This is a genomic window from Chloroflexus sp., assembly GCF_034431535.1.
Taxonomy (GTDB): Bacteria; Chloroflexota; Chloroflexia; order Chloroflexales; family Chloroflexaceae; genus Chloroflexus.
Genome location: NZ_DAOUDC010000046.1, coordinates 1 through 25,318 on the forward strand (window position 1 = coordinate 1; position 25,318 = coordinate 25,318).

General features: G+C 59.3%; 22 protein-coding genes, 1 tRNA gene and 1 pseudogene. 5 read left to right on the forward strand and 19 right to left on the reverse strand.

From position 1 onward, the window contains the following. Positions 1 to 2: 2 nt before the first annotated feature. Positions 3 to 86: transfer RNA gene (locus U9R61_RS10715), tRNA-Leu, on the reverse strand. Between the two features lie 113 nt (positions 87 to 199). Continuing rightward, on the reverse strand, positions 200 to 2,323 hold the full coding sequence (locus U9R61_RS10720) for a cyclic nucleotide-binding domain-containing protein (RefSeq protein WP_322488812.1): 2,124 nt from the start codon (positions 2,321 to 2,323) through the stop codon (positions 200 to 202). A 145-nt stretch (positions 2,324 to 2,468) separates the two neighbouring features. Between U9R61_RS10720 and U9R61_RS10725 the strand changes: the two genes are divergently transcribed. The 3 genes from U9R61_RS10725 to U9R61_RS10735 all read left to right on the forward strand — a co-directional run bounded on the left by U9R61_RS10725 (position 2,469) and on the right by U9R61_RS10735 (position 4,822). Further along, positions 2,469 to 3,227, forward strand: a complete 759-nt coding sequence (locus U9R61_RS10725) for a YebC/PmpR family DNA-binding transcriptional regulator (RefSeq protein ID WP_066788950.1) — start codon at positions 2,469 to 2,471, stop codon at positions 3,225 to 3,227. Positions 3,228 to 3,265: 38 nt separating this feature from the next. Next, complete coding sequence (gene ruvC / locus U9R61_RS10730) at positions 3,266 to 3,763, forward strand: crossover junction endodeoxyribonuclease RuvC (RefSeq protein ID WP_322488813.1); 498 nt, start codon at positions 3,266 to 3,268, stop codon at positions 3,761 to 3,763. Between the two features lie 372 nt (positions 3,764 to 4,135). Beyond that, the gene (locus tag U9R61_RS10735) at positions 4,136 to 4,822 is read left to right on the forward strand and encodes a hypothetical protein (protein WP_322488814.1); all 687 of its coding nucleotides are present in this window, start codon (positions 4,136 to 4,138) and stop codon (positions 4,820 to 4,822) included. A 62-nt stretch (positions 4,823 to 4,884) separates the two neighbouring features. Here U9R61_RS10735 and U9R61_RS10740 read toward each other — a convergent pair whose 3' ends face one another. Together U9R61_RS10740 and U9R61_RS10745 are read right to left on the reverse strand one after the other, a co-directional pair. Further along, complete coding sequence (locus U9R61_RS10740; RefSeq protein ID WP_322488815.1) at positions 4,885 to 6,222, reverse strand: hypothetical protein; 1,338 nt, start codon at positions 6,220 to 6,222, stop codon at positions 4,885 to 4,887. 68 nt (positions 6,223 to 6,290) lie between these two features. Next, complete coding sequence (locus tag U9R61_RS10745; RefSeq protein ID WP_322488816.1) at positions 6,291 to 8,093, reverse strand: hypothetical protein; 1,803 nt, start codon at positions 8,091 to 8,093, stop codon at positions 6,291 to 6,293. Between the two features lie 384 nt (positions 8,094 to 8,477). On the opposite strand from U9R61_RS10745, the gene U9R61_RS10750 reads away from it, so the two are divergent. Beyond that, positions 8,478 to 9,389: a M23 family metallopeptidase gene (locus U9R61_RS10750; RefSeq protein WP_322488817.1), complete on the forward strand. Its 912-nt coding sequence runs from the start codon at positions 8,478 to 8,480 to the stop codon at positions 9,387 to 9,389. An 8-nt stretch (positions 9,390 to 9,397) separates the two neighbouring features. Here the strand turns inward: U9R61_RS10750 and U9R61_RS10755 are convergent, their stop codons facing one another. From U9R61_RS10755 to U9R61_RS10820, 15 genes and pseudogenes are all read right to left on the reverse strand, one after another. After that, a complete protein-coding gene (locus U9R61_RS10755) occupies positions 9,398 to 10,873 on the reverse strand; it encodes an HD domain-containing phosphohydrolase (RefSeq protein ID WP_322488818.1) in 1,476 nt (491 codons plus the stop codon). A 180-nt stretch (positions 10,874 to 11,053) separates the two neighbouring features. Further along, positions 11,054 to 11,434: a response regulator gene (locus U9R61_RS10760; RefSeq protein ID WP_066788972.1), complete on the reverse strand. Its 381-nt coding sequence runs from the start codon at positions 11,432 to 11,434 to the stop codon at positions 11,054 to 11,056. A gap of 30 nt (positions 11,435 to 11,464) precedes the next feature. After that, complete coding sequence (locus tag U9R61_RS10765) at positions 11,465 to 12,415, reverse strand: L-lactate dehydrogenase (RefSeq protein WP_322488819.1); 951 nt, start codon at positions 12,413 to 12,415, stop codon at positions 11,465 to 11,467. Positions 12,416 to 12,602: 187 nt separating this feature from the next. Continuing rightward, positions 12,603 to 12,929, reverse strand: a complete 327-nt coding sequence (locus U9R61_RS10770; RefSeq protein ID WP_066788981.1) for an STAS domain-containing protein — start codon at positions 12,927 to 12,929, stop codon at positions 12,603 to 12,605. Continuing rightward, positions 12,926 to 13,354, reverse strand: coding sequence for an ATP-binding protein (locus U9R61_RS10775; RefSeq protein ID WP_322488820.1), 429 nt, complete (start codon positions 13,352 to 13,354; stop codon positions 12,926 to 12,928). The genes U9R61_RS10770 and U9R61_RS10775 overlap by 4 nt, the downstream gene beginning before the upstream one ends. Positions 13,355 to 13,431: 77 nt before the next feature. Continuing rightward, positions 13,432 to 14,994 carry a tetratricopeptide repeat protein gene (locus U9R61_RS10780; protein WP_322488821.1) on the reverse strand — a complete coding sequence of 521 codons (1,563 nt, stop codon included), beginning with the start codon at positions 14,992 to 14,994 and terminating at the stop codon, positions 13,432 to 13,434. Positions 14,995 to 15,163: 169 nt separating this feature from the next. After that, entirely contained in the window at positions 15,164 to 16,303 is a 1,140-nt protein-coding gene (locus U9R61_RS10785) for a PP2C family protein-serine/threonine phosphatase (protein WP_322488822.1), read from the reverse strand. After that, the gene (locus U9R61_RS10790; RefSeq protein WP_322488823.1) at positions 16,304 to 17,728 is read right to left on the reverse strand and encodes a CheR family methyltransferase; all 1,425 of its coding nucleotides are present in this window, start codon (positions 17,726 to 17,728) and stop codon (positions 16,304 to 16,306) included. Then, positions 17,725 to 18,810 (reverse strand): chemotaxis-specific protein-glutamate methyltransferase CheB, encoded by a 1,086-nt coding sequence (gene cheB / locus U9R61_RS10795; RefSeq protein WP_322488824.1) that lies wholly within the window; start codon positions 18,808 to 18,810, stop codon positions 17,725 to 17,727. Before cheB ends, U9R61_RS10790 begins: the two co-directional genes overlap by 4 nt. Positions 18,811 to 18,851: 41 nt before the next feature. Continuing rightward, positions 18,852 to 19,211 carry a response regulator gene (locus tag U9R61_RS10800; RefSeq protein ID WP_066788996.1) on the reverse strand — a complete coding sequence of 120 codons (360 nt, stop codon included), beginning with the start codon at positions 19,209 to 19,211 and terminating at the stop codon, positions 18,852 to 18,854. Positions 19,212 to 19,213: 2 nt separating this feature from the next. Next, positions 19,214 to 19,573 (reverse strand): response regulator, encoded by a 360-nt coding sequence (locus U9R61_RS19935; RefSeq protein WP_416208843.1) that lies wholly within the window; start codon positions 19,571 to 19,573, stop codon positions 19,214 to 19,216. Between the two features lie 90 nt (positions 19,574 to 19,663). After that, positions 19,664 to 21,466, reverse strand: a pseudogene (locus tag U9R61_RS10805) (chemotaxis protein CheA); the annotation flags it as partial. A 6-nt stretch (positions 21,467 to 21,472) separates the two neighbouring features. Beyond that, entirely contained in the window at positions 21,473 to 22,966 is a 1,494-nt protein-coding gene (locus U9R61_RS10810; RefSeq protein WP_322488826.1) for a methyl-accepting chemotaxis protein, read from the reverse strand. Between the two features lie 9 nt (positions 22,967 to 22,975). Further along, positions 22,976 to 23,377 carry a hypothetical protein gene (locus U9R61_RS10815; protein ID WP_322488827.1) on the reverse strand — a complete coding sequence of 134 codons (402 nt, stop codon included), beginning with the start codon at positions 23,375 to 23,377 and terminating at the stop codon, positions 22,976 to 22,978. Beyond that, positions 23,374 to 23,835 carry a chemotaxis protein CheW gene (locus U9R61_RS10820; protein ID WP_322488828.1) on the reverse strand — a complete coding sequence of 154 codons (462 nt, stop codon included), beginning with the start codon at positions 23,833 to 23,835 and terminating at the stop codon, positions 23,374 to 23,376. The genes U9R61_RS10815 and U9R61_RS10820 overlap by 4 nt, the downstream gene beginning before the upstream one ends. A gap of 1,066 nt (positions 23,836 to 24,901) precedes the next feature. Here U9R61_RS10820 and rplS point away from each other — a divergent pair. After that, positions 24,902 to 25,267 (forward strand): 50S ribosomal protein L19, encoded by a 366-nt coding sequence (gene rplS, locus U9R61_RS10825; RefSeq protein ID WP_066789007.1) that lies wholly within the window; start codon positions 24,902 to 24,904, stop codon positions 25,265 to 25,267. Positions 25,268 to 25,318 lie beyond the last annotated feature (51 nt).

A 25,318-nucleotide genomic window follows, 5' to 3' on the forward strand; every position in this document is an offset into this window, starting at 1 on the left:
GGTGCCGAAGGTGGGATTTGAACCCACACGAGGTCACCCTCACTACGCCCTGAACGTAGCGCGTCTGCCAGTTCCGCCACTTCGGCATGGCGCGGTTTCCCGACGCGACAACATAATACTACGCTCCCCCCACTTTGTCAAATAGTTGGCGCCAGCACCGCAGTGCGCTAACCGCAGTGCAATGAGCTTCTGATCCCCGCTACCGATCGATCGTGTGCAGGTGTAACAACAGGTCGGGGTAGATCAGATAGAGCCGCTGTAGCGCCGGCGCGTCAATGCTCCACACGATGCTGTCGGTCAACGCCGTCACCGTCATCCGGTACGGTTCACCCCGTAACGCTGCCCGCATCCCAAAGCAATCGCCGCTCCGCTCGCTGGTGCCGGTCGTCGCGCCGGCAAACGCCAATCGCCCTGACACCAGCAAATAGCCGGTTACGCCAATCTCACCCTGCCGGCAAAGGGTTGTCCCCGCTGGAACAGGGCGCGGCGTAAAATCGAGCGCCAGATCGAGCAAGGTCGCCCACGGCAACTGCCCTAATGCCGGTTGTTGCCACAACCATTCAGCGCGAGCAAGTGCATCATGCAAACCCAGCTGGCGCGCCACCTCAGTAAACAGATCAGGCGCAATATGCAGCAATTGCGCTTCGCTGTGCGCGCGCATCGTGCTCGTGCGCGGCTCGCCCATCAAGGCCCCCCGCTCGCCTAAGCTGTTGCCGCGCCCTAACAACCGCACCGGTTCGCCGCCGACCAAGATCTCGATGATCCCGTGATGGATCACATACGCGCTGCCGTCTGAACCATCGCCTTCGTGGGCGATGGTGTACCCTGCCGGATAGGTGAGCACCGCGCATTGCGTCGCCAGCTCGGCCCGTTCAGCCGCCGGCAAGCGGGCAAAGATCGGGCAAATGGTAAGAGTCTCAAACCGCTGGCGCTGTTCGTCATCGGCTACAACTTCCCCTAACCCCACAATATGCCCGCTCACCGCCACTTCCACCCGGCCAGCCAATTCATCGGCGACTTCCCAATCTTGGCGACTGGTATGGGCCAGCACTAACCGCCGGCTCTTAGCGCTTAGCTCACGCAAGAGTTGCGCGGTCGGCGTGGTGTGGATAGCGCCGCCCCCCATATCATGCACCAGCACCTCTACCCCTTCGGCAAACCGGCGCAATGCGGCCAGCCGCTCGGCACTGAGCTGGCCGCTCTGATGCAGATGCTCTAACCACGCCTCGTCGTAGCGCATGTCACCCGAATAGCCGATCCCCCCCACCCGCACCGCAATGGTCGGGATCGAATGCAACGCGTAGGTCGCTTCAAACCGGTAGCCATGCACCTCTAATGGTTGGCCGGGATCAAGCGGGGAGAAGTCGAATAATTCGGCCACTTCCGCTGGCGGCAGATCGAGCATTGCCCCTAGTACGCGCAACAGCGAGCGATAGATCGGCTGCGCCGTCACCAACCGCACCCGCTTGCCGCCAGCGAGAATGAGTTCGGGTAACCCAGCAATGTGATCCTCATGCAGGTGCGAGATGATAACCAAATCCAGTTGGCGCGGCGACAGGCCCAAATGCGCCAATCGCACATTGAGATAGGCCGCCGCGTCGAATAATAACGGTTGGCCGGCCCCTAGATAGGCCAGAAAACAGGTGGTGATGCCGGTCGGGTCAAACCCATCGCTCCCGCCAATAAACTGTAACGTAATCGTCTGCCGCACCAATGGTCGCGGCGGCGCTACTGCCAAGGGATGAGCCACACTATTGATCACGGCGGGAACACGCGCAATCTCGACGCCTTGCTCAAGGAAACGAAAATCGCTCCCGTCAAACTCAATCTGCACCGGCCCTACATTGCCGCCGCCCTCTTCCAACGCCACGATCGTTACCATATCATCAACCGTGGGCGCGCGCCCCAGCGGCGGGTAAAACGCGACCGTCTCACATTCTTGCCGCAACCATGCCCCCGGCCAATCGGCTAGCACCGCCGGGCCGTTGATCGTTTCGCGCAGCAAGGTGTACAATCGCTGCGCCTGTGCTGCCGTCGTCGTGATCAAGGTCATCCGGCGCTGCTGCCCAAAAAAGTTGGCATAGATCAAGAATTCCACACTGGCGTAGTTAATCCCGCGTCGCACAAATCCGCGCGAACTGGGTTCGCTCCCCGTTGGCGCATCCGGCGGCAAGAGCACGTACGCTGGCGGCGGCAAACCCTGCGCCAGCAGAAATTTCAAGCTCTCCGGCGGGCTGTTGACCAATACATTGCCGGCTGCTGTCGTAACAACGTAGATGTCGTTGGGGAGACAATGCACCCGATCCGTCAGCACAGGTTTCATACCGCTCTCCTGCCGGCACCCGTCCATGATTCTGTCTACTTAAACGCCGCCGCCAGCCAAATTGATCTACCCGCACAGCCTCGCTCAATGACCATGCTATAATTGGGTACAGTATAACCTTCTATGACTAAGGAGGCTAGGTGCTATGTCCGGCCATTCGAAGTGGCATACTATTCGTCGTACCAAAGGCGTGAATGATCAGCGGCGCGGCCAGCTCTTTACCAAATTGGCTCGCGATATTACGATTGCCACCCGCGAAGGCGGTAGCGGCGACCCCGATATGAATTTCCGCTTGCGGCTGGCAGTGGAAAAGGCGCGCGCCAATAATATGCCGAACGAGAATATTCAGCGCGCGATCGACCGCGGCTTGGGCAAATCAAACGAAGCCGCTATCGAAGAGATTTTCTACGAAGGGTACGGCCCCGGCGGAGTCGCCATTTTGATCGAAGCCGCAACCGATAACCGCAACCGCACCAACTCTGAGGTGCGCGCGACCTTCAACAAGAATGGCGGCAACCCCGGCGAACCCGGTTCCGTCTCGTGGATGTTTGAGCAAAAGGGCTTGATTACCGTTGACCTCAGCGCGACCAAGCGCGATCCCGATGAGCTGCAATTGATCGCGATCGATGCCGGCGCCGATGATGTCGTGCTTGATGACGAGACGCTCGAAATTTACTGCGAGTGGACGCAACTCAACGCCATCCGGCAAGCGTTGCTCGATCAAGGCGTGCCGATCAGCAATGCCGAGAAGATCATGCGTGCCAAGACCCTCATCCAACCCGATGAGAAAGATGCGCTGGCCGCCCTGCGCTTGATCGAGAAGCTCGAAGACCTCGACGATGTGCAAAAGGTCTATTCTAACCTCGATATTACCGCCGAGCTGGTTGCGCGCTTCGATTCATAACTTGCACTCAGCAACCGGCATCGCCAACGAGGAGCATTGTGCGCGTGCTTGGGATTGATCCGGGTACCGCAACGATGGGGTGGGGTGTGGTTGAGATGGCGGGCGGTCAGTTACGCCTGATCGAGACCGGTGCCCTCACCACCCCCGCCGGTATGCCCCAACCTGAACGGTTGTTGCAGCTCTATAATGGGTTGCGCGCTATTATCGAACGCCTCCGCCCCAATACCGCCGCGGTCGAAGAACTCTTCTTCGGCAAGAATGTCAATACGGCCCTGACCGTCGGCCAAGCGCGCGGGGTGGTGTTGCTGGCGCTCGCCCAAGCCGGTATTCCGGTTCATGAGTATAAACCGCTGGCGGTGAAGCAGGCGGTGGCCGGCTACGGCGGCGCTGATAAGCGCCAAATGCAAGAGATGGTGCGCCTGACCCTTGGCCTGACCACCGTGCCGCGCCCGGATGATGCCGCTGATGCGCTCGCGATCGCGATTTGTCACGCTTATACCGCACCTAACCTGCAACGGTTCGGGTTATCGTCGTGAGGTGGCCGCGAGCGGGAGCACAGGCCGCCGGCCCGCCACCTCCCACCGGAGCTTTAGGGGCGGAAAGCACCTTGGGTTGAGCACAACCGTTGATCGCTGTGCGATGCCGCAAAGCCCGGCTCTGCGCTTCCCTCTCCCGCGCCAGTAGGAAAGGGTCGGGGGGATGAGGGTAAACCAAAGCATCTCAAAGCTATCAACCAAATCTGCGCTCATGGTTCTGTCTGCCCTTGAACTCACCGGCGCACGGGCCGCTAGCCCGCCATCGGAGCGCAACATCGCTGTCTCGCAGATGCATGCTATACCATGCACGAGAACATTACGTGTTCAAGACCAACCTTTTGCATCGCTTTATGGCTATTCCCAATCACTGCTATGACTTCTCGTCGCCGTCCCGGCGCTCCCGCCGATTTTGAAGAGATCCGGCCCAACCTCTTCCTCATCCACAACCCGGCGCTTGGCCCCGTCTTGCGCGGTGAGGGCGAGCGCGAGGGGTTTCATTTTCATCTCACCAGTTGGCGCCGCGCCGGTCTGCTTGGCCGGCTCGCCAGCCGTGGTTTCGTCACCCTGACCATCCCCGACCGGATCGCTGCCCTCCCCGCGCCGCTGTCAACGCAACTCGGCCCGCCGCGCCGTCTCACCACTAGTGCCAAGCGGCAACTCAGTGTGCTTGATCTGACCGCCCCCAACGGCTGGCGCAACCTGCTGACCAGTCCTGATGGCACGCTCGAACTACCGGAAGGCCAGATCGTGCGCCGGCGTCACGGGCGCGGGCCGGCTGACTATCTGCGCATTGTAGCCACCGGCTGGCAGACATTGCCGGCTGACGAGGCGATCTTGGCTGCTTATGGCCAATTGCCCGAACCGCCAGCCCTACGCCTTGTTCCCACCGCTGAAGGCTGGATTATGCCTGAAATTCCGCTGCCAGCGGCGTACCGCAACGTACTCGGCATGATCGCGCAACCCCACTCCGCCGGTTGGCTGCTGGCCGGCGAGCTGGAGCGTGAATGGGGGGAAATGATAGTAGCCACATTGGGGGTGAACGTAGGGGCGGTGCTGTGAACCGCCCCTAAACCAGCGAGTGACGCCGCGCCGGGGCGGTGCTGTGAACCGCCCCTACCGCATCACGGCGCGACAAACCGTCCCTGCCACGTCTTGATCAGAGCAATTGTATCTTGCGCACGCAGATACGACAACCGTGGGCTCCAGTCGGGGTTGAGGATGCCGAAGGCAGCCTGCTCGTGGTTCGGATTGCCTTGCTCGCCCCAGAGCACGGCAAAGTTGATGTTCCAAAGGAACATATTGCCCACAAACGGATAGTTGTCGTAAACGCGCAGCATCGCCGCGCGGATGTACTCCGCCTGCTGCTCTGGCGTCACATAGTTGCCGAACTCATAACCCGGTGTGTTATTCGGCGTCGCCCAGCCGTACTCGGTAATCCAGATCTCCTTATCGCCCATCCCGTACTGTTCCATCCATTTGCGCACATTCTCGACGTGGCGGAAGTAGTGCGTTTCGTGGTCGTTCCAGCAGCGATCGGGCGCCGGCTGGCAACCGGGAATATAGCTCGGATTGTCGGGCCAGAGCGTATCAGGCGGATTCGCCGCGCCACCCGGATGCACCGCCTGCACATCGAAGTAGTTGCGCACTTCACCATTGTTGTAGGTGTACATCAGGCGGTAGAACTCTTGATCCGAGAGCGCGATGGCCGGATTCGTCACGCCGCTCGACGACGACGCTGCCGCTAGCACGATCGCGTCCGGCTTCAGCGACTTAATCCGGGTGTACGCCGCCTTCAAAATCTCCACGTAGTGCCCGACATCTTCCGGCACAATTTCGCCGCCGTTTTCAACCGCGAGATTCGGCTCGTTCCAAATTTCGTACGCCTGAATCTTATCGCCATAGCGGCGCACCATCTGCTCAAGGAAATTGGCCAGCGTCTCAGGATCGTCGGGCAGACCGTTGGTCGCGTTGTAAGCTGTCGGCGAACGCACCACATTCACCAACAACTTAATCCCAAACCGGTTAGCGACGTCCACGATCCGATCCATCTCATCCCAGCCATAGATGCCCTTCACCGGATCCTCAATATCCATCCAGACCACCTGCTGGCGGAACCAGTCAAAACCGGCATTTTTCGTCAACTGCAACACCCGATCGCGGTCGGTGTAATACAAGTGGCCGACGATGCCAAACTCAAGATAATCAGGATTGACCGGCACCGGCGTCGGTTCAGCCGGGGTCGCCGTCGGTTCGACCGGCGCTGTGGTCGGCGCCGCCGTGGGTACAGTGGTCGGCGCTGTAGTGGGCGCCGTCGCTGTATCAGGCGTTACTACCGCAGCAGTCGGCACATTACTCACTGGCGGGTTGGCCGGCTGGCCACCACATGCCGCCAATACGGCAGCCAAGAGCATCAAGATCAGCACCAGTGCCGGCCAGCGCCGGGAATGAAATCGTTTCATACGTACCTCGACATATCACGTTGTGGTTCAATGCTTACCCAATGGGGCAAGACAATGGCTTACCCCGCCTAATCCTTCGGCATAGCCTGAATGGCAAACCACGCTGGACGGGGGCTCCAATCGCCGTTAATCACGCCAAACGAAGCCTGCTCGTGCAACTCATTGCCTTGCGTCCGCCACGGTACGGCAAAGTTTAGGTTCCAGAGGAACATTGCCCCCACCCACGGCGCATACTCGCGGCGACCGATCTGGAAGGCGCGCACGATCCACTCGGCTTGCTGCTCGAACGAGATCGAGTTGCCGTACTCGTAACCCGGCGTATTATTGCGCGTTGCCCACCCAAACTCGGTAATCCAGATCTGTTTGTCGGCCAAGCCGTTCTGTACCAACACATTGCGAATATCTTCAACGCGACGGAAGTAGAACTCGCGGCTTGTGCGCCATTCGGGGCCGGGGCCGGGCCGGTCGGGCCAGAGCGTATCAGGCGGATTGTAATGGCCGCCGGGATGGACTGCGATGGCGTCAACATTGGCACGGAACTTGGGGTTTGAAGCCATCGAGCGCATATACGACGTATCGCTCAACGCGATATTCGGATTGTTGGTCTCGGTGCTGGTTGGCGCGCCGCTGACCACAATCGCCATGGGGTCATTGGCCTTAATCGCCTTGTAAGCGACTTCGAGCAGATCAACGTAGTAACTTGCATCGGCTACCCGCCCGCCAACGCCGCCATCGCGAGCGCAATCGCCGCCGTTCTCACAAGCGCGGTTCTGCTCATTCCAAATCTGGTAGGCCTGCACCCGACCCTTGTAGCGTTTCGCCATCTCGCCCATAAAATAGGCGAAGTCCTTAAAGTTTTCGCGCCTCGGCATACCGTTGCTGCCGTTCGCCGTCGCCCAACTCGGCGCAGCGACCACGCTGAGCAACAGACTCACGCCTTGCCGGTTGGCATCAGCCACAATATCATCGAGTTCAGCCCAGTAGATCGCACCCGATCGATCGTGCAAGTCCATCCAGCGCACCTGCTGGCGAATCCAGGACATACCGGCATCGCGGCTCATCTGCAAGACACGGTTGCGATCCTGCCACTGCGTGCCCTGCCCATAGAGATGGGCGTTGAAGCCGTAGATAAATTGGCGCGGCAACGACTGATCAGGTGGGCGATAGTTAAATGCCGGATTGGTGCGGTGGCGCAGATCGCGGTACTCATTCCCCAGCAAGCCAAGCAGAATCCGGTAGCGCGGATCAGGCTCATCGGGGTGCCACTCCATACGCTGGCGCTCGAAGTATTGCACCCAGTAGACCTCGCCGGTGGCCTGATTACGCTCTTGGAACTGTTCGGAAAGCGGATAGCCAAACACCTCAAGGCCGCCGTTGTTGAGCCAGAAGGTGCGGAACGGGGCCGGACTGTTGCGCAGGGTGTGGCCGGTTTGCGCAAACCATGTACCGTCACCCGGATCAGGTACACGCTGGAAGGGCGGCTCATTCTCACGCCCTTGCACGAGCCGTCTGCCTAACAACCGGCCCAAAATGTAGTAGCGATTGTTCTGGGTGCTGAAGTTTTCAGGGTGTTCTTCAAGAATGGCACGCTCGAAATACTGCACGCGATAAAACTTGCCCGGCTCGGTAAAGCTCTCTTCGATAAACGGCTCTGAGATCGGGTAACCGAGCACAAAGAGCGCATTGGGCGTGTTCTTCCACGTCTCTAGAAACCAATTGACCGCGCTATGCCCGGTTTCGGGAAAGTAGCGGACCTGATACGGCGGATAGGTATCGGGCACTCCACCCTGCGCTGCACCGGGCTGAGGCCACGCCAGCAATGAAACCGCTAGTACCAACAACCCTAGCGCAGCAAAGATCCGTCGTGTCATGCAGAATCTCCCTTATTTCATCACTCCGCGCTATTGCGGCATGATCGCAGTGATCAGCCTGCTTTGTTCATAGTAGCTAATCCTCACCAAAATCGAACTGAGTTGTTCCTGATACGTGATAAATCGCATGCAAGCTGAGACGATCTTCGGTAAAGAGCCACAGCGATTATACCCGCCTGTCTGATTCAACGTCAAGCACACAACATTAGTTCCTGACACCATCACAGCCTGCTAAGCGATGCCTCCGCCACAGCCCTTTCCGATCGCGCAAGCACAGATCCACCGCCCCAGTGCAACACAACCCATACCCCCAACGTACAATGAGTACGGCAACGCTTCCCGTTTGTCACGATCAGCTTCCACCGCAGTGTAAAGTGCGATCGTATGATCACCGCATTGCAGGCGCTTAGAATCATTACCGCGTATTTCGTTTCAGTCACGATTTGGAGTCTATTCAACATTCAGGGCTTCGCACTCACCCTCCGGCAAGCCGGCGGGCAAGTGGCAGCGCAATGGCGCGGCCTCCGGCGCGGCGTCGCCTATGATGAAGCCTTTGCCGTCCAATTACCGTTTCACGGGCGCTGGAAGGTGTTCAACAGCGGGGTTGATCGGCAAACATCGCACTCATGGGGCCTCATCAGCCAGCGGTATGCGTATGATTTTGTGATCGTTGATGAAGCGATCGGTCTGACCTACCGCGGCGATCCACGCCAACCGGCCAACTACCTCGCGTTCGGGCAGCCAGTGCTGGCCGCCGCCGATGGCGTCGTTGTCGCCGTGCGCAACGACATTCGCGACGATCCCCACGCTGGCGCCGGTTGGATCGATGTCACCACGCCTAATCTGCGCGGGAATTACGTCATCATCAAGCATCACGAGCACGCCTACACCCTCTATGCCCACTTGCAGCAGGGCAGTGTCTGCGTAACCACTGGCGAGACGGTGCGTGCCGGCCAACTCATCGGCGCCTGCGGCAACTCTGGCCATTCCAGTGAACCGCACCTGCACTTTCAATGGCAAGATCGGGCCGACTTCTTTACTGCCATTGGGCTGCCGATCGCCTTTCGCCATGTGCTGCGCAGCGATCAGCACGGCACAACCTGCCTTGCCTATGGATATCTTCAGCGTGATCAGACCGTCGAGCCTGCACCAGCCGGCTGCCCAGCGCAGGCCGTCGAAACGGTCACGGTAGCCAAACCGACGGTTGGCGACTTCATTGGCGGAATCGTGACGTTCGGATTGGTCGTGCTTGGCTTCTTCGCGATCATCGCGCGCATTATCGAGGCCTTGATCTGACGCGCCGCCTACGACTCAATCGGCGCTTGCACCCGCGTAGCTTGGCGCAAGCGGGGCGACTGTTCCCACAACCGTTCGCGTCGCATCATCGCCACGAAGACATCAACAATCTGCGCATCCCAATGGCTGCCTCGCCCGCGTTGAATGACTTGGAGCGCCTGTTCGGGATCAAGCGCCGCGCGATAGGCGCGATCGGCAGTCAGCGCCTCGAAGGCATCGGCGACCGCCAAAATCCGCGCGCCGAGCGGAATTTCATCACCCCGCAGACCCAGCGGATAGCCATTGCCATCGACGCGCTCGTGGTGGGCGGCAATCAGCGGCAATATATCGCGTAACCCGTGGATCTGTTCGAGGATGCGCACACCGATTTGGGGATGGCGACGCATCTGAGTCAGCTCTTCGGCAGCCAACGGACCTGCCTTGAGTAAGACATCGTCGCGCACCCCGATTTTGCCAATGTCATGCAGCAACCCAGCATAATGAATGCGCTCGATCTCAGCCTCGCTCAGGCCCAATTCCATTGCCAAGCGAACGGCATAGCGCGTAACTTGGCGCGAATGGCCATAGGTATAGGAATCGCGCGCCTCGATTGCGCCGGCCAGCGCTGCAATCATCTGCTCGTATTGATCTTTGAGTGTCCGGTACAGCCGGGCATTGTCAAGAGCGGCGGCGATCTGTGACGCAAAGACTTCGATCAGATGCCGTTCGGCGGCATCAAAGGGCGGTTGTTCATCAGAACGCGCCAGATCAAGCATGCCAATCGCCCGATCGCGACTGCGCAACACCACTTCGATCGCACGTCCCTGCGATGTGGCTGGCAAGGCGATGAGGCGACGATGGGCAGCGGACAGCGTCTGTTCGTCAACCGCGGCTAACGACAGATGATTGCCCGTCGCAGAACCGATCAGCACCACTAAAGTCTCATCATTGGTGTCCACCAACGACAAGCCGATATGGATAGGCGCAAAACGCCGGCCCACGAACTCGACCAAGCGAGCGGTCTGCTCTTCTATATCAAGCGAGGTAGCGATCGCTTGGCTAAACTGGTACATCAACACCAGATCGGACAGCCGTTCTTTCTCGCGCCTGATCCGGCGTATCTCTAGTGCGGTGCGGATAGTTTTTTGCAACTGCTCGGCATCCACCGGCTTGGCGATATAATCAAGCGCACCGAGCTTCAGCGCCTCGCGCGCCGTTTCCACCGTCGCATTCGCCGTCATGACAATCACGTCAGTGTCGAGATAGTGAGCGCGCAGATGGTGGATCAAAGCAATCCCATCGACGTGCGGCATTTGGAGATCGGTCACCACGAGATCAAAGGGTTGCTGTTGCAACATCGTGATCGCCGCTAGCCCGTGCTCGGCGACAACCACGCCATATTCACGCCGCAGGAGGAGACGGCAAAACTCGCGGATATTAGTCTCATCTTCCACAACGAGGATCCGGGGGCGGGCAATCGGAGAAGGACTTGCATAATCCGCCATACGAGAGGCTCCTCAGATCAACAACAAACAGGCGCAGTGCATGGTCAATTACTACCCTAAAGCAGTATAACCATGCCAACGTTGCACCAAGACTACAGCAGCGCCGTGGCTGATGACAATATTGCCATTAGCGTACTGAACTGACGGCGCCGCCGATGATGTCGTGGGCGGCGCCGGTGTTCACGATTCCGCTTGATTACGGCGAGCGAAATAATTTTGCAATCGCCGCTCAAGCTCGTCAAAATCGAACGGTTTGGTTAAATATTCGTTCACGCCAGTGCGGAAGGCGTTCTTCTCGGTGTCGGGGGTGCCGAAGGCCGTCACCATAATGACATAGACTTGCGAGCGATTCTGGCGGAGCGTGCGTACCAACTCGATGCCACCCATGCGCGGCATATTCATGTCGGTGATGATCACATCACAGTCATGAACTGCCAACTTCTCAAGGGCATCAATCCCATCTTCGGCTTCGATCACATCGTAGCCGCTATTCCGCAGCAAAAACCGGTACAACCGGCGTGTCGCGGCATCATCTTCAACAACCATGATTGTGGGTGGCACGGCGCACTCTCCTCGACTGCTGGCTTAGCCCTAACTGACGTGAGCCAGATTCTCTTTCAGGATCGTAGCTGAACGCTGGAAGAGCGCGACTTCTTGGTCCGATAAGGGCAGATTGAGCACCTCTTCCGCGCCATCGCGACCGACGATCGTCGGCAAACTGATGGCAATACCGGTCACGCCATACTGGCCGGTCATCAGGCTGCTAATCGTCATAACCGTATGTTGGTCGCGCAGCACCGCTTCTGCAATTGAGAGCAAGCCCAAGCCAATCGCGTAATAGGTTGCCCGCTTGCGCTTGATAATCTCATACGCGGCATTGCGCGTTTGTTTGAGGATGGCGTCGAGCGCCGCTTGATCGTACCCCTGCCCATTAGCGCCAACAAAATCAACCAGCCGGACGCCGGCGATATTCGCCAGACTCCAGAGCGCTAGTTCGCTATCACCATGTTCACCAACAATATAAGCATGTACCGAGCGCGGATCAACCCCGTAATGTTGGCCGAGCAAGTACCGGAAGCGGGCGGTATCAAGGATGGTGCCCGACCCGATCACCCGATTCGCTGCCGGGCCAGCAATCTGGGCGCCGATCGTGGTGAGAATATCAACCGGGTTAGTGGCTACCACAATAATGCCATCATCGTTAGCGGCCAGAATAGCCGGGATGATCTCGCGGAAGATGGCGGTATTGCGGCCAAGCAGATCGAGACGAGTTTCGTCGGGCCGCTGGTTGGCGCCAGCAGCGATAACGATCAGATCGGCGCCGGCCAGATCGTCATAGGTGCCGGCATAGATCCGCATCGGGCGCACGAAGGGCAAGCCATGGTTGAGATCCATCGCTTCACCTTCGGCGCGGGCATGATCAATATCAATCAGCACCAACTCGTTGGCGAGGCTGCGCTGCATCAGCGCATACGCAAAGGAAGTGCCAACCATCCCCGTGCCAACCACGCCAACTTTTCCGGTGCGTTTCCGTAAACTCATGCACAACCTCCTGTCACTTTTCCTCTTAATCATACCATATCGCACTGGTGGTTGCGCATCCGACGTCGGTGCGCAAGCAATGTCATCAATTTGTTATCTGTAAGCCATCAAGCGATGAAACACCAAAGGGGCAGGCGATCGCCTGCCCCTCTTATAGTTGCACGATTGGCTACACTTCTTGAGCATCTCAACGGTATGCCGCGAGATCGCGCTCTTCGATCGTTGGCATATACCGTGCCATTTCAACCATCTTAAAGATTTTCTGGTGATGTGGTGTCACATTCATCGCAAAGAGTTGATACCCCGATTTGCGCGCATTCACGACAAATTTCAGCAATGCTGAAATACCGGCTGAATTGATAAACGAGACTTCACTAAAATCGAGCACGGTAATTGGACGCATCTCTTGGCATTCAGCAGCAATGGCGGCAGCCGAGATCGCATCAACGCTCGTGGTCAGGATGTGGAGAACCACCACATCACCAAACTCTTCCCGTCGAATAATGTCGCTCATTGTTGCCGATCCTTCCGATACAAACGGAGCGTGAGCACCGTTCCTTGCTGTGATGAATCTACTTCGTAATCGTCAACCAGCGCGCTAATCAGGTACATCCCGAAACCGCGCAAGTAACCGGCATCGAGCCGTTCGTCATCAATCACATGCCGCGAGAAATCGAGCCGTTCCACTCCGCCACCTTGATCGCTGATCCGGATTTCGAGCTTGTCGCCGTCGATATCAAAGATCACGCCGACTAGCTTCGCCGTATCGCCGCGATTGCCGTGATCAATCGCATTGTTGACCGCCTCACTCACTGCAAGTTTCAGATCTTCGATCCGTTCCGGACTCAGGCCGGCGGCGCTGCCGATTTCAGCCGCGCTGGCGCGCACTACTCGTTCGAAGATCGGAATTGACGGAATACGCAGCTCTACTCGTTGCATGCTTGTGCCTCTACGCGCGTTGATCGATTCGCACCGATCCTAGTGTAGCGAACGGAACGAACCAGAGTATTGCCAAATTACGAGGAGAGACGAGAGGTAGGGTGTGAACGTAGCCGAGTCACCCCATTCATAGTCGCCGTTTGGCGCACGAGATGATCGTAGCGACGCAGGTAGGCTTTGCCCAACGACGTATTGCCAACTTGCAGATAACAGGCGCCGAGGTAGTAGAGGGCTTGCGCATGGCGCGGATTGCGGCGCAGCACCTTTTCAAACAGCGGGATGGCGCGAGCCGGCTCCAGCAATTCTTTGTAACAGAGGCCGAGCATAAACTGCGTTTCGAGATCGTCGGGCCACTGGTCAAGCACTTGTTGAAACTCGCGCGCGGCCAGATCGTAGCGACCGCGCCGGATGTACATGTACCCCAGATCGAAGCGCAATGAATGGGCATCGGGGGCTAATTGAACGGCTTTCCGCCACGCGGCCAGCGCCCACGTATCGCGCCCCAACGAGTTATAGACGAAGCCAAGCAGATAATGGGCCTGCGCATCGGTGGGCATCAGTTGCACAGCGCGCTCAAATGCGCGCGCCGCCTGCGCATTCATCCCCATATCGTAGAGAAGTTTGCCCATCTGCAAGAAGAGCTGGCCATGGTGCGGATTGAGGCGGGCGCAGGCGAAGAGAATTTCATAGGCCTGTTTCGGTTTCTTTTGCAAACGCAAGATGGCGCTCATGCGCAAGCGGGCATCGACATAGTGGCGATGCTGCGGCGGCACCTGCTCGTATTCTTCGTAGGCTTCCTCAAACCGGCGCTGGCGCGCGAGCAGATTGCCCAATAGATAGCGAGCAGCGTACTCTTGGGGCCGCCACTGCAACAAGGCGCGATAGATCCGCTCAGCCTCTTCTTCGTAGCCTTGTTGCTTGAGGGCTTGGCTTAAGCGGTAATACCACTGCGCAACCTCTTCTTCGCTGCGGTTGACGAGCGGCTCGTCGGGCACCGGCTCTGGCGAGACAAAGGTCGGCTCGACCCGCAACGCCTCGGCGAAGCAACGCTGAGCCAATTCATGGGCGCCGTGACTCTGGTGCATCAAGCCCATGTAGTAGCGCGGTTCGGCGGCTTGCGGGCGGGCGTTGCAGGCACTGCTAAAGTGAATGTACGCCCTGCCGGCGTCGTCAATGCGCTGGTAGCAGCGGCCCAGCGCAAAGTGGGCTTCGTAGAGGTTGGGGTTGTGCTCGAGCGTCTCTTTGAAAGCGGCAATCGCCCGATCGATCTGACCAAGCGCGGCAAATGCTACGCCAAGGTTGTAGTGGGCTTCAGCCAGTTGCGGATCGGTCTGCACCGCCTCAAGATACTCGCGCAACGCCTCTTCCCAATGTTCCTGAAATGCAAGCGAATTGCCAATATAGAGATAAATGATAGCTCGTTCCCGCTCGTAGATTTGGGCTTGCTCTTCACCATCGACATACGCGGCGATGAGCGCCGCTTTGAAATGTTCGATTGCATCGGCATAGGCCGCGCGCAAGTATGAACGCATCCCCTGACTAAACGCCGCCCCGAGCCGTGTGCCGGTCATGAAACGCTCGCTACCGCTAAAGGTATCAAGGTCGAGGGGCATAAATTGGAGTTCGTTCGTTGATGCCATAGCTCACCTCGGCGACCAGACAGATGCTGATTTCTACTATAACATGCCCCTCGCCCTCCGTATATTGTAGAATCGTCATTTAGAAGTATACGACAGTATATAGTTTTCTTTACAAGCGGCGTGGTTAGGGCAGACGTGCGCACCTACCCCAACTATGCCACCGGAGCGATTACGCCACTTTGCGGTAATCATCTAACGTCAACCGGATCTGTTGAATCAATTCGCGCGCCAAGCCCCGGCCCAACATGGCCTGCGCCGGCGCTTGCAGGTGGGGCAACAGTTCGCGCCATGCCTCAGCGTCAGCCGGAACGTCGCCGGCAAAGAGGGTATCCCACAGCAGTTCGAGGCGATCGCTGCCGACGACATCCGCGATCACGCTACGGATTTCCGCGGTGAGATCGAGCAAGCGCCGCCGCAAGATCACCATGGTCACATCATCGCTCAGCACGCCGTTCGTCCACGAGCGCACTTCATGCACGAGCGCACCAGCCAGCGCGCGGGGTTTGCGCTGCGGTTGCGCCATCACCAACGCGGCCAAACGCTCGAAACCTAAGATTTGGCCATCGGGTGCCTCGGCTTCAACCAAGCCATCAGTGTAGAGCAATAGGCTCTCGCCGGGAGCAATGGCGGCGCTTAACTCGGTGTATTCGCTCTCATCATCAACTCCTAGCGGCAATCCGCTAACTTCCAGCTCGCGCAGCTCGTCAGTTACTATCAGCGGGAAGGTATGGCCGGCGTTGGCGCAACAGATCACACCGCTCCGCGGTTCGAGCTGTAAGTAGAGCATGGTTACCATGCCATGCGGAATCTCGCTCAAAACACCACGATTCACCGCAGCCAACGTGGTCGCCGGATCAGCATTGCGGCGCGCTTCGTGCCGGAAGACGGTGCGCGCCACCGCCATACGCAACGCGGCCGGCAACCCCTTGCCGCTGACATCGCCGATCATGATGCCGTGCCTCCCATCGGCCAAGGGCAAAAAGTTGTACAGATCACCGCCAAGATCGCGAGCCGGCAGCGAAATGGCCGTCACTTCCCAGCCGGGCAGGTGCGGCGCTGCCTCTAACAGCAAGCCCTGCTGAATATCGCGGGCCAATTGCAATTCTTGTTCGATCTCACGTGCCCGCCGCTGCGCCGCTTCATCGATGACCGGTGGTGGCGGAGGCGGTGGCGCCGTCGGTGGCGGATCGGGCGGCGCTGTGCTGCGCCGTGCGGTGATCAGGCTGTGCGGGTGATGCGCCAAAAGACTCGGCCACATCCGCCGTCGGATCACGAGTTCGGATGACACACGACCGTTACGGACAGCCATTTAACGCTCTCCATCGAGCCGGCCAATCCAACGCCGGCAACTTTCAGCCAGCCAATGGACAGCCACGCCTTCCAGCAGGTGATCGGGCGGCAGCGTGGCCAACAACCGCTCAGCATTCCGGTATTCACGCACTGCATCGGTCATCCGTCCCGTTTGGCGGTAGCACTCGGCAAGGTGAAACGCCACCAACGGCGACTCGGTATTTAGATAGCGAGCCCGTTCAAAATGGCGAATGGCCAACGGCAATTGTTGCTGCCGCTCGTAGATCAACCCCAGCAAGATGTGCGCCTCAGTGACCAACGGATTCAATTCGAGCGCGCGGCGCGCTTCGGCCAGCGCCAGATCGAGATCGCCCCGATTAGCGTGGGCCTGCGCCGCCAATGCCAATACTGCTGGCGCGTGGCGTCCGGCCAACGGTGCGTGGGCAAACAAGTCGAGCGCTGCCTCAAGCTGTCCGCTGTCAATCAAGCGCCGGCCCTCGCGTACCACCGTCTCATCGGTAAACAATGGCGCACCCGTTAGCGATTGCGCCGCCGGGCGCAATCGCCCCGATCGGGGCAACGGGACGGGCCGTTTATCCGCCGGCGCCACCGTTGGGCGCTGCCGCGGCGGATCTTTCCGGTACAGAAACGCGCCATCAACCGCGACCGGCCGTAGCTGGTCAAAGATATTCCACAACGTTTCGGAAAAACCGAGGCAGAGGGTGCCGCCGTCGGCTAAAATGTCGTAGAAGCGCGCTATCAGGGCGCGGCAGGTATCAATCGAGAAATAGATGGTCACATTTTGGCAAAAGAGAATGTGCGTCCCGCGTGTGGCCGGCGGGAATGGTTCCAGCAGGTTATGCTGCACAAACGACACCAACCGGCGCACCCGTTCGTGGACAGCCAAGCCATCTCCGGCAGGAGCAAAGTATCGTGCGCGCTGCGCCGGCGTCACATTAGCAAGTGCGCGCCCACGATACACACCGCGGCGCGCCTTGTCAAGCGCGGCGGCGCTGAGATCGGTGGCCAGAATCTCGACCGGACGCGGTAGCGGTTCCCCCAGCGTCTCAAGCGCGGTGATGGCAATCGAATAGGGTTCTTCACCAGTAGCGCAACCGGCGCTCCAAATTTTGATCGGCGCTCCCGGCGGCAAGGTCGCGTGCAAGGTGGGCAACAAGGTTTTGCGCAGCGCCTCAATATGGGGCCGGTTCCGAAAGAACACCGTCTCGTGGTTGAGCAGCAGCTCGGCCAGTTGTTGTAATTCAGCCCGATCGGCGCTCAGCGCCAGATCAGCCGCGTATTGCGCCGGCGGTCGTCGAACTACCTCAGCGCGCCGTTCAACCGCGCTGCGTAACGTGATTAGCCGTGCATCGTCGAGCAACACGCCACAGTAGCGCGCCAACAAATCGCGCAAGGCGCTTAGCGATTCAGGCGGCAAGATCATACAATGCTCGCAGAATCAGAAAACCGCTCACGCAATACAGCGAGAATCTGATTGGGCGGCAACACCAGTTCCGCTGCTCCTAACTCAATCGCCGCCCGCGGCATGCCGAAGATAGTGCAGCTTGCCTCATCTTGAGCGATGGTCAACCCGCCGGCCCGCCGGATCGCGCGCATGCCCACTGCGCCATCACGCCCCATGCCGGTGAGCAAGACCCCCACTGCACTTGCCCCGTACAATTCGGCGACTGCAGTCATAGTAATATCGATCGATGGTCGTTGCAGGAGCAGCGGCGACATGCTGAGCCGCACTGTCCCATCAGGTTTGATCAACAGATCAGCCCGATCAGGTGCGAGCAGGGCCATACCGGGGCGCACCGACTTCCCCTCGGCGGCCAGTTCGATCGGAATGGCGCTCGCCTCGGCCAGCCATTCGGCCATCCCGGCGCCAAACCCCTGCGCGATGTGCTGCACCACCACCACTGCCGCCGGAAACTGCGCCGGCAATCCGGCCAACAATTGGCGCACGACCTTGGGGCCGCCGGTAGAAGCGCCAATCACGATCACCGGAAATTGACCGGGAGCGATCCGCGGCCCGCGCACGTGATGCGGCGTCTCATTCAGAACACTGCTGAGTTCGGGCGGGGGATGACGGCGCCCACGCAGATGGGTAACCACTTTCACCCGCGCCAACAGTTTCACCCGCCTGATCAACATGCGGCGCAGATGATCGAGCGATCCGCTATCGGTCAAGCTCGGCTTTTCCATGACCTCGAGCGCACCGGCGGCCAACGCTTCAAATGAGGTATTGGCGTCTTTCCCGCTGATCGCCGCCGATAAGACCAGAATCGGCGTCGGATGGTACGCCATAATCTGGCGCGTCGTCTCGACGCCATCGAGCACCGGCATACGTACATCGAGCGTGATCAGATCAGGGCGCAGCTCGGCGGTCAGCGCAATCGCCGTCTTGCCATCGCCGGCCTCACCGACAACCCGAATAGCCGGATCGCTTTCCAGCATTTGGCGCAACAAGCGCCGCATCAGCGCCGAATCATCGACAATCAGGATGCGCAGCGGGCTGGTCATGGGTGTCTACTCGCCGGGTATGCCGCCGATTGGCTGCGCTGCTATTCCATATCTAACACCAACCGTACCCGATTAGGTAGATTGAGGAGGTCAATGTCTTTGTTCAAATAATCATCAACGCCAGCCTCAAACGCGGCGCGCTTGTCATCCGACGAGGTCAGCATAATGATGCGCAAATCGTCAAGTGCCGGATTCTCGCGAATGCGCCGGCACACCTCGTAGCCATCGATGCCGGGCATTTGTACATCGAGCACCAGCAGATCGGGCGGCTCGGCGGCAATCGCTGCCAGCGCCTCTTCACCGCTATGCGCAAGCTGAACGGTGTAGCCGTACATCTCGAGACGCATTTTGACAATGTCAGTAACGAGACGGCTATCATCGACGACCAGAATGGTTGGCATAGCTACTCCTCGTGGCCGAGCAGTTGCTGAATCACCTTCAGCAAGCTGTCTTGATTAAACTGGCTCTTCACGATGTAGGCCTGCGCCCCTGCTTCGAGACCGCGGCGACGATGTTCTTCAGAGGCAAGGCTGGTAATCAGCACGACCGGCAGTTCCGAGAGGGCTAACTCGCGCCGGATCCGAGTCGTGAGGGTGAAACCATCGACACGAGGCATCTCGATATCACTTACTACCAGATCGTAGGTCGTGGAACGCAGCCTGTCAAGCGCATCGGCCCCATCAATTGCGGCCGTCACATCATAGCCAGCCGATTGAAGAATACTGCGCAATAACTCGCGGGTCGTAAACGAGTCATCAACCACGAGCAATCGCGCCCGCCGGGGTTCATCGCGCAGCGACTGGCTGAGGACTGGCAACGCTGCCGCGCGCCGCGCGCCACCTTCGATGAGTTGGAGCGGATTGATCAGCAAGGCGAGGCCGCCATCACCGAGTTGCACGGCGCCACTTAAGGCCGGACGGCGGGCAAAGAGCGGGCCAAGCGGTTTGACCACCGACTCACGCTCGTCGAGCAGATCATCGACCAACAGGGCAATACGCCGTTGGCGCAGATTGAGCAACAGCGCCGGCGCGCGCGGATGGCGCGCCAGCGGCGATTCGACGTTCATACCTACCAGTTCGGCCAGTGACAATAGAGCTACGGTACGCTGTTGGTAGGCAATAGTCGGTTGACCATCGATCAACTGCACCTGATCGCGCCGCACCCACAGAATACCCCGAATCGTTGCCGCCGGCAATGCCAGCATCTGGCGACCAGCTTGCACCAACAACACCCGGCTGGTGATCAGGGTGAGCGGGATGGTCAAGGTGACGGTTGTACCTTGACCTACGGTGGAATCGACCCGTACCTGCCCGCCGAGTTCGAGCAAATTGGCGCGGACGATGTCCATCCCCACGCCGCGGCCTGAAATTTCGGTCACGGTGCGGGCGGTTGAAAAACCCGGCTGGAAGATTAAATCCAGCGCTTCTTGCGTATCGAGCTGAGATGCCCGTTCGGCGGCCAACATCCCCAGCTCAACCGCCCGTCGGCGCACCCGTTCGGGATCAATCCCGCGCCCGTCATCGCGGATCTGGATACGCACCTCATTGCCAGCCGACTCGGCGCTGATCTGAATCAGACCGGCGGGCAGCTTCCCGGCGGCAACCCGCTCATCAGGTGCTTCCAGACCGTGATCCACCGCATTCCGCACCAGATGCACCAGCGGGTCACCGATCAATTCCAGCACCTTCCGGTCAAGTTCGGTCGTCTCGCCGCGAATCTCAATTGTCACCTGCTTGTTGGTTGCCGCCGCCAAATCACGCACAAGGCGCGGCAAGGAATTAAAGATCGTCGCAATCGGTAACAGCCGTACCGCCATCACCTCTTGCTCAAGGTCTTTGACCAGCATCTGCTGGCGAGCCAGATGGCGATCGAGCCGGTCGCTCTGGCGCTGGGCAAGATCAGTCAGCGCAGTCTGCGCATCGCGCAACATTGTCAGCCGCGCATCCAACGCTTGCCGTTGGGTCGGCGAAAATCGCAACCGGGCCAGCTCCTGTTCGAGCGCCTGTACCGCGCGTCGTTGGCGATCCACCGCTTCTTGCAACCGATACAGCTCTTGCCCAACCTCCCCTAACCACTGCTGATTCACCGCCAATTCGCCGGCCAGATTAAACAGCCGATCGAGCCGGTCAACCCGCACCCGTACGGTCTGGCGAGTCGCGCGCGGCGCCGTTTCAGCTAGCATGGGCGACGCTGGTTGCGGCGCGGCGGGCGATGCTGGTTGCGGCGCAGCGGGCGACGCTGGTTGCGGCGCGGCGGCCGACGCTGGTTGCGGCGCGGCGGCCCCCAACGCCTGCACAATTTCAGGCACGGCAGCGAGCGCCGGCGCCGGCAACTGGGGAACCTGAGCCGCCAATTGCCCAATCAGGTCGCCGCCGCGCAGCAGCAGATCGGCCAATGACCGATCCATCGCACGCTGACCTTGTCGGATCTCACCCAACACGTGTTCTAGGGCATGGGCTACTTGCGCGATCGGATCGAACCCAAGCATACGGGCCGACCCCTTAATCGTATGCATGGCGCGAAAGGCGCGATCTAACTCGCTGCGACGCAGTGTCTCGCCAGCCTGCCCCTCAATCGCCAGCAACGCATCATTCAAGATGCGGAGGTTATCAGCCGTCTCATCACGAAATTGGGTGTAGAAACTCGTCAGATCCATACGGCATCAACGATCCCGCCCCCGCGAGGGGCGTTCACCATCAATATTCGCAATCCCGTGCAGACGGGCCGCGATGGCAGTCAGCTTTGCGGCTGACTCGGCCATCTGGCGCGCACTAAGCGCCGACTGGCGAGCCACCTCGGCAATCTCGCGCATCGTTTCAACCACCTGCTCGCTGGCGCTCTGCTGCTGCGCCGTCGCCAACCCGATCTCGGCAGCCGCCTGCGCGGTGCGCTCGGCCACCATCACGATGTTATCCATCACTTGGCCGGCGCGGTGGGCCAACTCCACGCCGCGCTCCACCTCTTTGCTGCCCTCTTCGGCGGCCAGCACTGCAGCGCTGGTGGCCTGCCGGATTTCGGCAATCACCCCTTTCACCTCTTTGGCGGCGGCTAAGGTGCGGTTCGCCAAACTCTTCACCTCGGCTGCAACCACGGCAAAGCGACGGCCATACTCACCAGCGCCGGCCGCCTCGATCGCCGCATTCAGCGCCAACAAGTGCGTTTCATCCGAAATATCGTCGATCAGATCGATAATCTCGCCGATCTGTTGCGACCGTTCGCCAAGACCGAGCACGCGGGTAGAGATATCTTGCACCCGCTGGCGGATGCGCTCCATCGCCTGAATACTCTCGTCAACCGCATCTTGGCCGCTGCTGAGCTGTTCGAGCGTCTGCTGGGCTGCTTCAGAGACATGCTCGGCGGCCTGCGCAATTTGGCGGGCTGTGCTGCCCAACTCTTCAATTGTCGTCGAGACTTCCGAGACCGCACTGGCCTGCTCGCTGGCACCGCCGGCCTGTTGCTGCGAATTGGCTTGCAGCTCGGCTGCCGCCGCCGCCAACTCACTACCCAACTCAACCTGCTGGATATTCTTCTCCATCAATTGTTCGGTATTGCGCAGCAACTCTTCGGCCCGTGAATGCGACTCGGCCAATGCCCGGCTCAAATCGCGGCTACTGAGCCATGCCAGCGTCCCTATCGCACTGATCGTCAGGATCAAAAAAAACGAATCAATAACGACATTATCGCCAAGAAACGGTTGCACCCGCGAAAACTGCTCAGCGAGCAGCAACCCAACATACACCAACACCCCGGCAAGGCTGACCAACAACGTATCTCGCCCGCTGCCGAGCAAGCCGGCGCTGACAATCGGCATAAACAGCACCACCACCCGCGCCCCGTCGGCGCCGCCAAACAGCAAGAGCACCATCGCCGCGCTGGCGATCATCGCCAGAAACAGCCAACGCCGGCCTAAAACAGTTTGCTGTTGCCGGATAAACCACGCCGCCACGCCATACAAGGCAAGGCCAACCAGCGTGACTAGACTGGCTAGCGCGAAGGTGATCAGATCAACATGGCTCATGAACCACAACACCAGCCCAAAGAGCCAAAAGACCGCCAGCACCGCAACGCTAAAGATGATCAACCAGCGCAACATCACGCGATTTTCGCGTAAGGCTGAGAGTTCAGCAGTCAAACCAGCGGAGATTCCCGACTTCATAATGCTTCCTCAAGCATGAGCCAAACGAAGACCCAGAGCGAGATCGGCAGCCATACGGCGCAGATCGAGGACAATGACCGGCTGATCATCAAGCAGAGCCACCCCGTTGACCCACGGCAAGCGTAACCGGGCCGTCAGAAACGGCGCCAGCGGCACAATCATCGGTGCTTCAGCCAACAGATCAACCCGCGGCGCAACCAATTCCACCACTCGCCGCCGCAAGTTGATCGTAAGGGCATGCAACCGGCCTGATGCCGGCGGATCGGCGGGATCAAGCAGCGGCCCTAAGTGGTGGCGAATAATGCGCCTCCCGCGCTCGTCGTGCTCAGCCTGCGTGGCCCAACCAACGCTGTCGACGTCGTACTGTCGGCACACATACCGGCGAGCGACGGTTTCGATGAGCAGTATCACGCTGCCTCCTGCACCAGCGCAAACAGCGCAGCCGGATCAAGCATTGCCACTGGCTGATCGTAATGGCGAAAGAGGGCATGGATGACTCGTTGGGCTGGGCCGGCCAGATTGACCAGCGGCGGTTCGAGTTGCGCCGCATCAACCGGAATCAGATCATCAACAGCATCAACCAACAAAGCGGCATCGATGGCGTCGTGATGCACCCAAATCAGGCGCGTAGCGCGATCGGGCGCAGCGGCGGCCAGCCCCAGCAACAAGCGCAGATCGATTACCGCCAAAATTTGCCCGCGCTGATTAATCACGCCGGGCAGTATCGGCGGCGCTCCCGGCACCGGCGTCGGCGCGCGCCAGCGTATAATTTCGCGTACCGGCGCACTGGCGAGCGCATACCGCTCAGTGGCGACCCGAAACATAAGATATTCGGCAGTGGAAACCGGTTGGGCTGGCGACGATTGCATACGAGAGCGTTACCCCGTCGAACGAGCGCTGTTCGCGGCGATTATAGCGCGTTTTGGTGCGGTTGGCTAGATATCTTTGCAGAGGAGTGCAGATTTACGTGTTCCCATCTGCCAACGATAACCGTGGAGAGAAACAGAGGATAAGCATTCGTGCTTCGCTCTCGCCTTAAGACACCTTACCGCTTTGCCCAATTGGAAGAGTACTTACACCTTCAGGATCAGCGCCTCAGCCCTAAACAGTGGGAGAACGAGAATGTACCAAACTGCACTCCAATCCTTGCGCCTCACGCTTGCTTCAGTGCTGTACAGGGTGGGAATAGCGCCGGCGGCTGCACAGAACCGGCATTCGCGTTCGTTGCCCGATGCTGCCTCGTTTACTATTCTCCTGAATGACTTCTAACTTTAGCATACTGGCTAGGATACGATTACTGGCAGTAACGGTAGGAGTGCCCGTAATGTAACAACTTTGCCGTCACTGCACAAGAGTTCGCAGCCAATGATGCATGCGTGAAAAGATATTGCTTTCTATGCCATCTCTGCTTCCGCAGCGTGCTAGCCGTAGTGCGGCAGTTGCACTGTTGCACTCCATACGAGTTATCCTCACAATCCACAGCCAACCTGTCGCGAGCAATACACGTAACCCCGTAGCGTGCGGGAGCAATGCGGCAGTTGCACTGCCGCACTCCATGCTAGTCCACCCCGTCACACGAAGGCGTTGACCTTGCGCGTACTGCGCGGTAGTGATACTGGCCGCACACCATCGCCGTTCGCAGCAATCCTCTGCTTTGTTGCGCCAAGGCAATGTTCATAAGCGCCCTAACCTGTTGCCACTGTCATTGTCACCGGTCACGATCCCGCACTCGCCGCCTCCGGCGGCGCGCAATGATTAGGGGCATGAGATTATCCCCAACTTGCCGCCCTCCGGCAGCTATGGTATAATCTGTGACGGAACAGAGCCGATCTGGCAGGCGGCAAACCATCCGCCTGCCAAATTTGTGTGTCAGCGCGCCGCGCAGTCCCGCTGCCATGCGGGCGCCTGCCGGCATCATGCGAAAGGAGCGACGCCGTGTCGCAGCAATTGCTTGAAGAATTGGGCCGGCGCCAATACCGCACCGACATTCCTGAGTTTCGCGTCGGTGACACGGTGCGCGTCGGCGTCAAAGTGGTTGAAGGCAACCGCGAACGAGTGCAGGATTTTGAGGGTGTCGTGATCCGGCGCCGCGGCGAAGGCATCAACGAGAATTTCACCGTGCGCCGGATTGCGTCGCACGGGATTGGCGTCGAGCGCACGTTCTTGCTCCACGCGCCGCGCATCGACTCGATTAAAGTCATCCGGCGCGGTAAGGTGCGCCGGGCCAAGCTGTACTACCTGCGTGGCCTCACCGGCAAGGCGGCTCGTATCCGCGAGCGGCGGGAAACAACCCAGAACTAGGCGACACTTCGGGCAACCATACCGCAGCGGCGCATACGCCGCTGCGATTGT

Excerpts from the sequence above, each read along its gene's own strand:
- U9R61_RS10720 (WP_322488812.1), bottom strand. The coding sequence starts at position 2,323 with ATGAAACCTGTGCTGACGGATCGGGTGCATTGTCTCCCCAACGACATC.
- U9R61_RS10725 (WP_066788950.1), top strand. The coding sequence starts at position 2,469 with ATGTCCGGCCATTCGAAGTGGCATACTATTCGTCGTACCAAAGGCGTG.
- U9R61_RS10735 (WP_322488814.1), top strand. The coding sequence starts at position 4,136 with ATGACTTCTCGTCGCCGTCCCGGCGCTCCCGCCGATTTTGAAGAGATC.
- U9R61_RS10740 (WP_322488815.1), bottom strand. The coding sequence starts at position 6,222 with ATGAAACGATTTCATTCCCGGCGCTGGCCGGCACTGGTGCTGATCTTG.
- U9R61_RS10745 (WP_322488816.1), bottom strand. The coding sequence starts at position 8,093 with ATGACACGACGGATCTTTGCTGCGCTAGGGTTGTTGGTACTAGCGGTT.
- U9R61_RS10750 (WP_322488817.1), top strand. The coding sequence starts at position 8,478 with ATGATCACCGCATTGCAGGCGCTTAGAATCATTACCGCGTATTTCGTT.
- U9R61_RS10755 (WP_322488818.1), bottom strand. The coding sequence starts at position 10,873 with ATGGCGGATTATGCAAGTCCTTCTCCGATTGCCCGCCCCCGGATCCTC.
- U9R61_RS10765 (WP_322488819.1), bottom strand. The coding sequence starts at position 12,415 with ATGAGTTTACGGAAACGCACCGGAAAAGTTGGCGTGGTTGGCACGGGG.
- U9R61_RS10770 (WP_066788981.1), bottom strand. The coding sequence starts at position 12,929 with ATGAGCGACATTATTCGACGGGAAGAGTTTGGTGATGTGGTGGTTCTC.
- U9R61_RS10775 (WP_322488820.1), bottom strand. The coding sequence starts at position 13,354 with ATGCAACGAGTAGAGCTGCGTATTCCGTCAATTCCGATCTTCGAACGA.
- U9R61_RS10780 (WP_322488821.1), bottom strand. The coding sequence starts at position 14,994 with ATGGCATCAACGAACGAACTCCAATTTATGCCCCTCGACCTTGATACC.
- U9R61_RS10785 (WP_322488822.1), bottom strand. The coding sequence starts at position 16,303 with ATGGCTGTCCGTAACGGTCGTGTGTCATCCGAACTCGTGATCCGACGG.
- U9R61_RS10790 (WP_322488823.1), bottom strand. The coding sequence starts at position 17,728 with ATGATCTTGCCGCCTGAATCGCTAAGCGCCTTGCGCGATTTGTTGGCG.
- cheB (WP_322488824.1), bottom strand. The coding sequence starts at position 18,810 with ATGACCAGCCCGCTGCGCATCCTGATTGTCGATGATTCGGCGCTGATG.
- U9R61_RS10800 (WP_066788996.1), bottom strand. The coding sequence starts at position 19,211 with ATGCCAACCATTCTGGTCGTCGATGATAGCCGTCTCGTTACTGACATT.
- U9R61_RS10810 (WP_322488826.1), bottom strand. The coding sequence starts at position 22,966 with ATGAAGTCGGGAATCTCCGCTGGTTTGACTGCTGAACTCTCAGCCTTA.
- U9R61_RS10820 (WP_322488828.1), bottom strand. The coding sequence starts at position 23,835 with ATGCAATCGTCGCCAGCCCAACCGGTTTCCACTGCCGAATATCTTATG.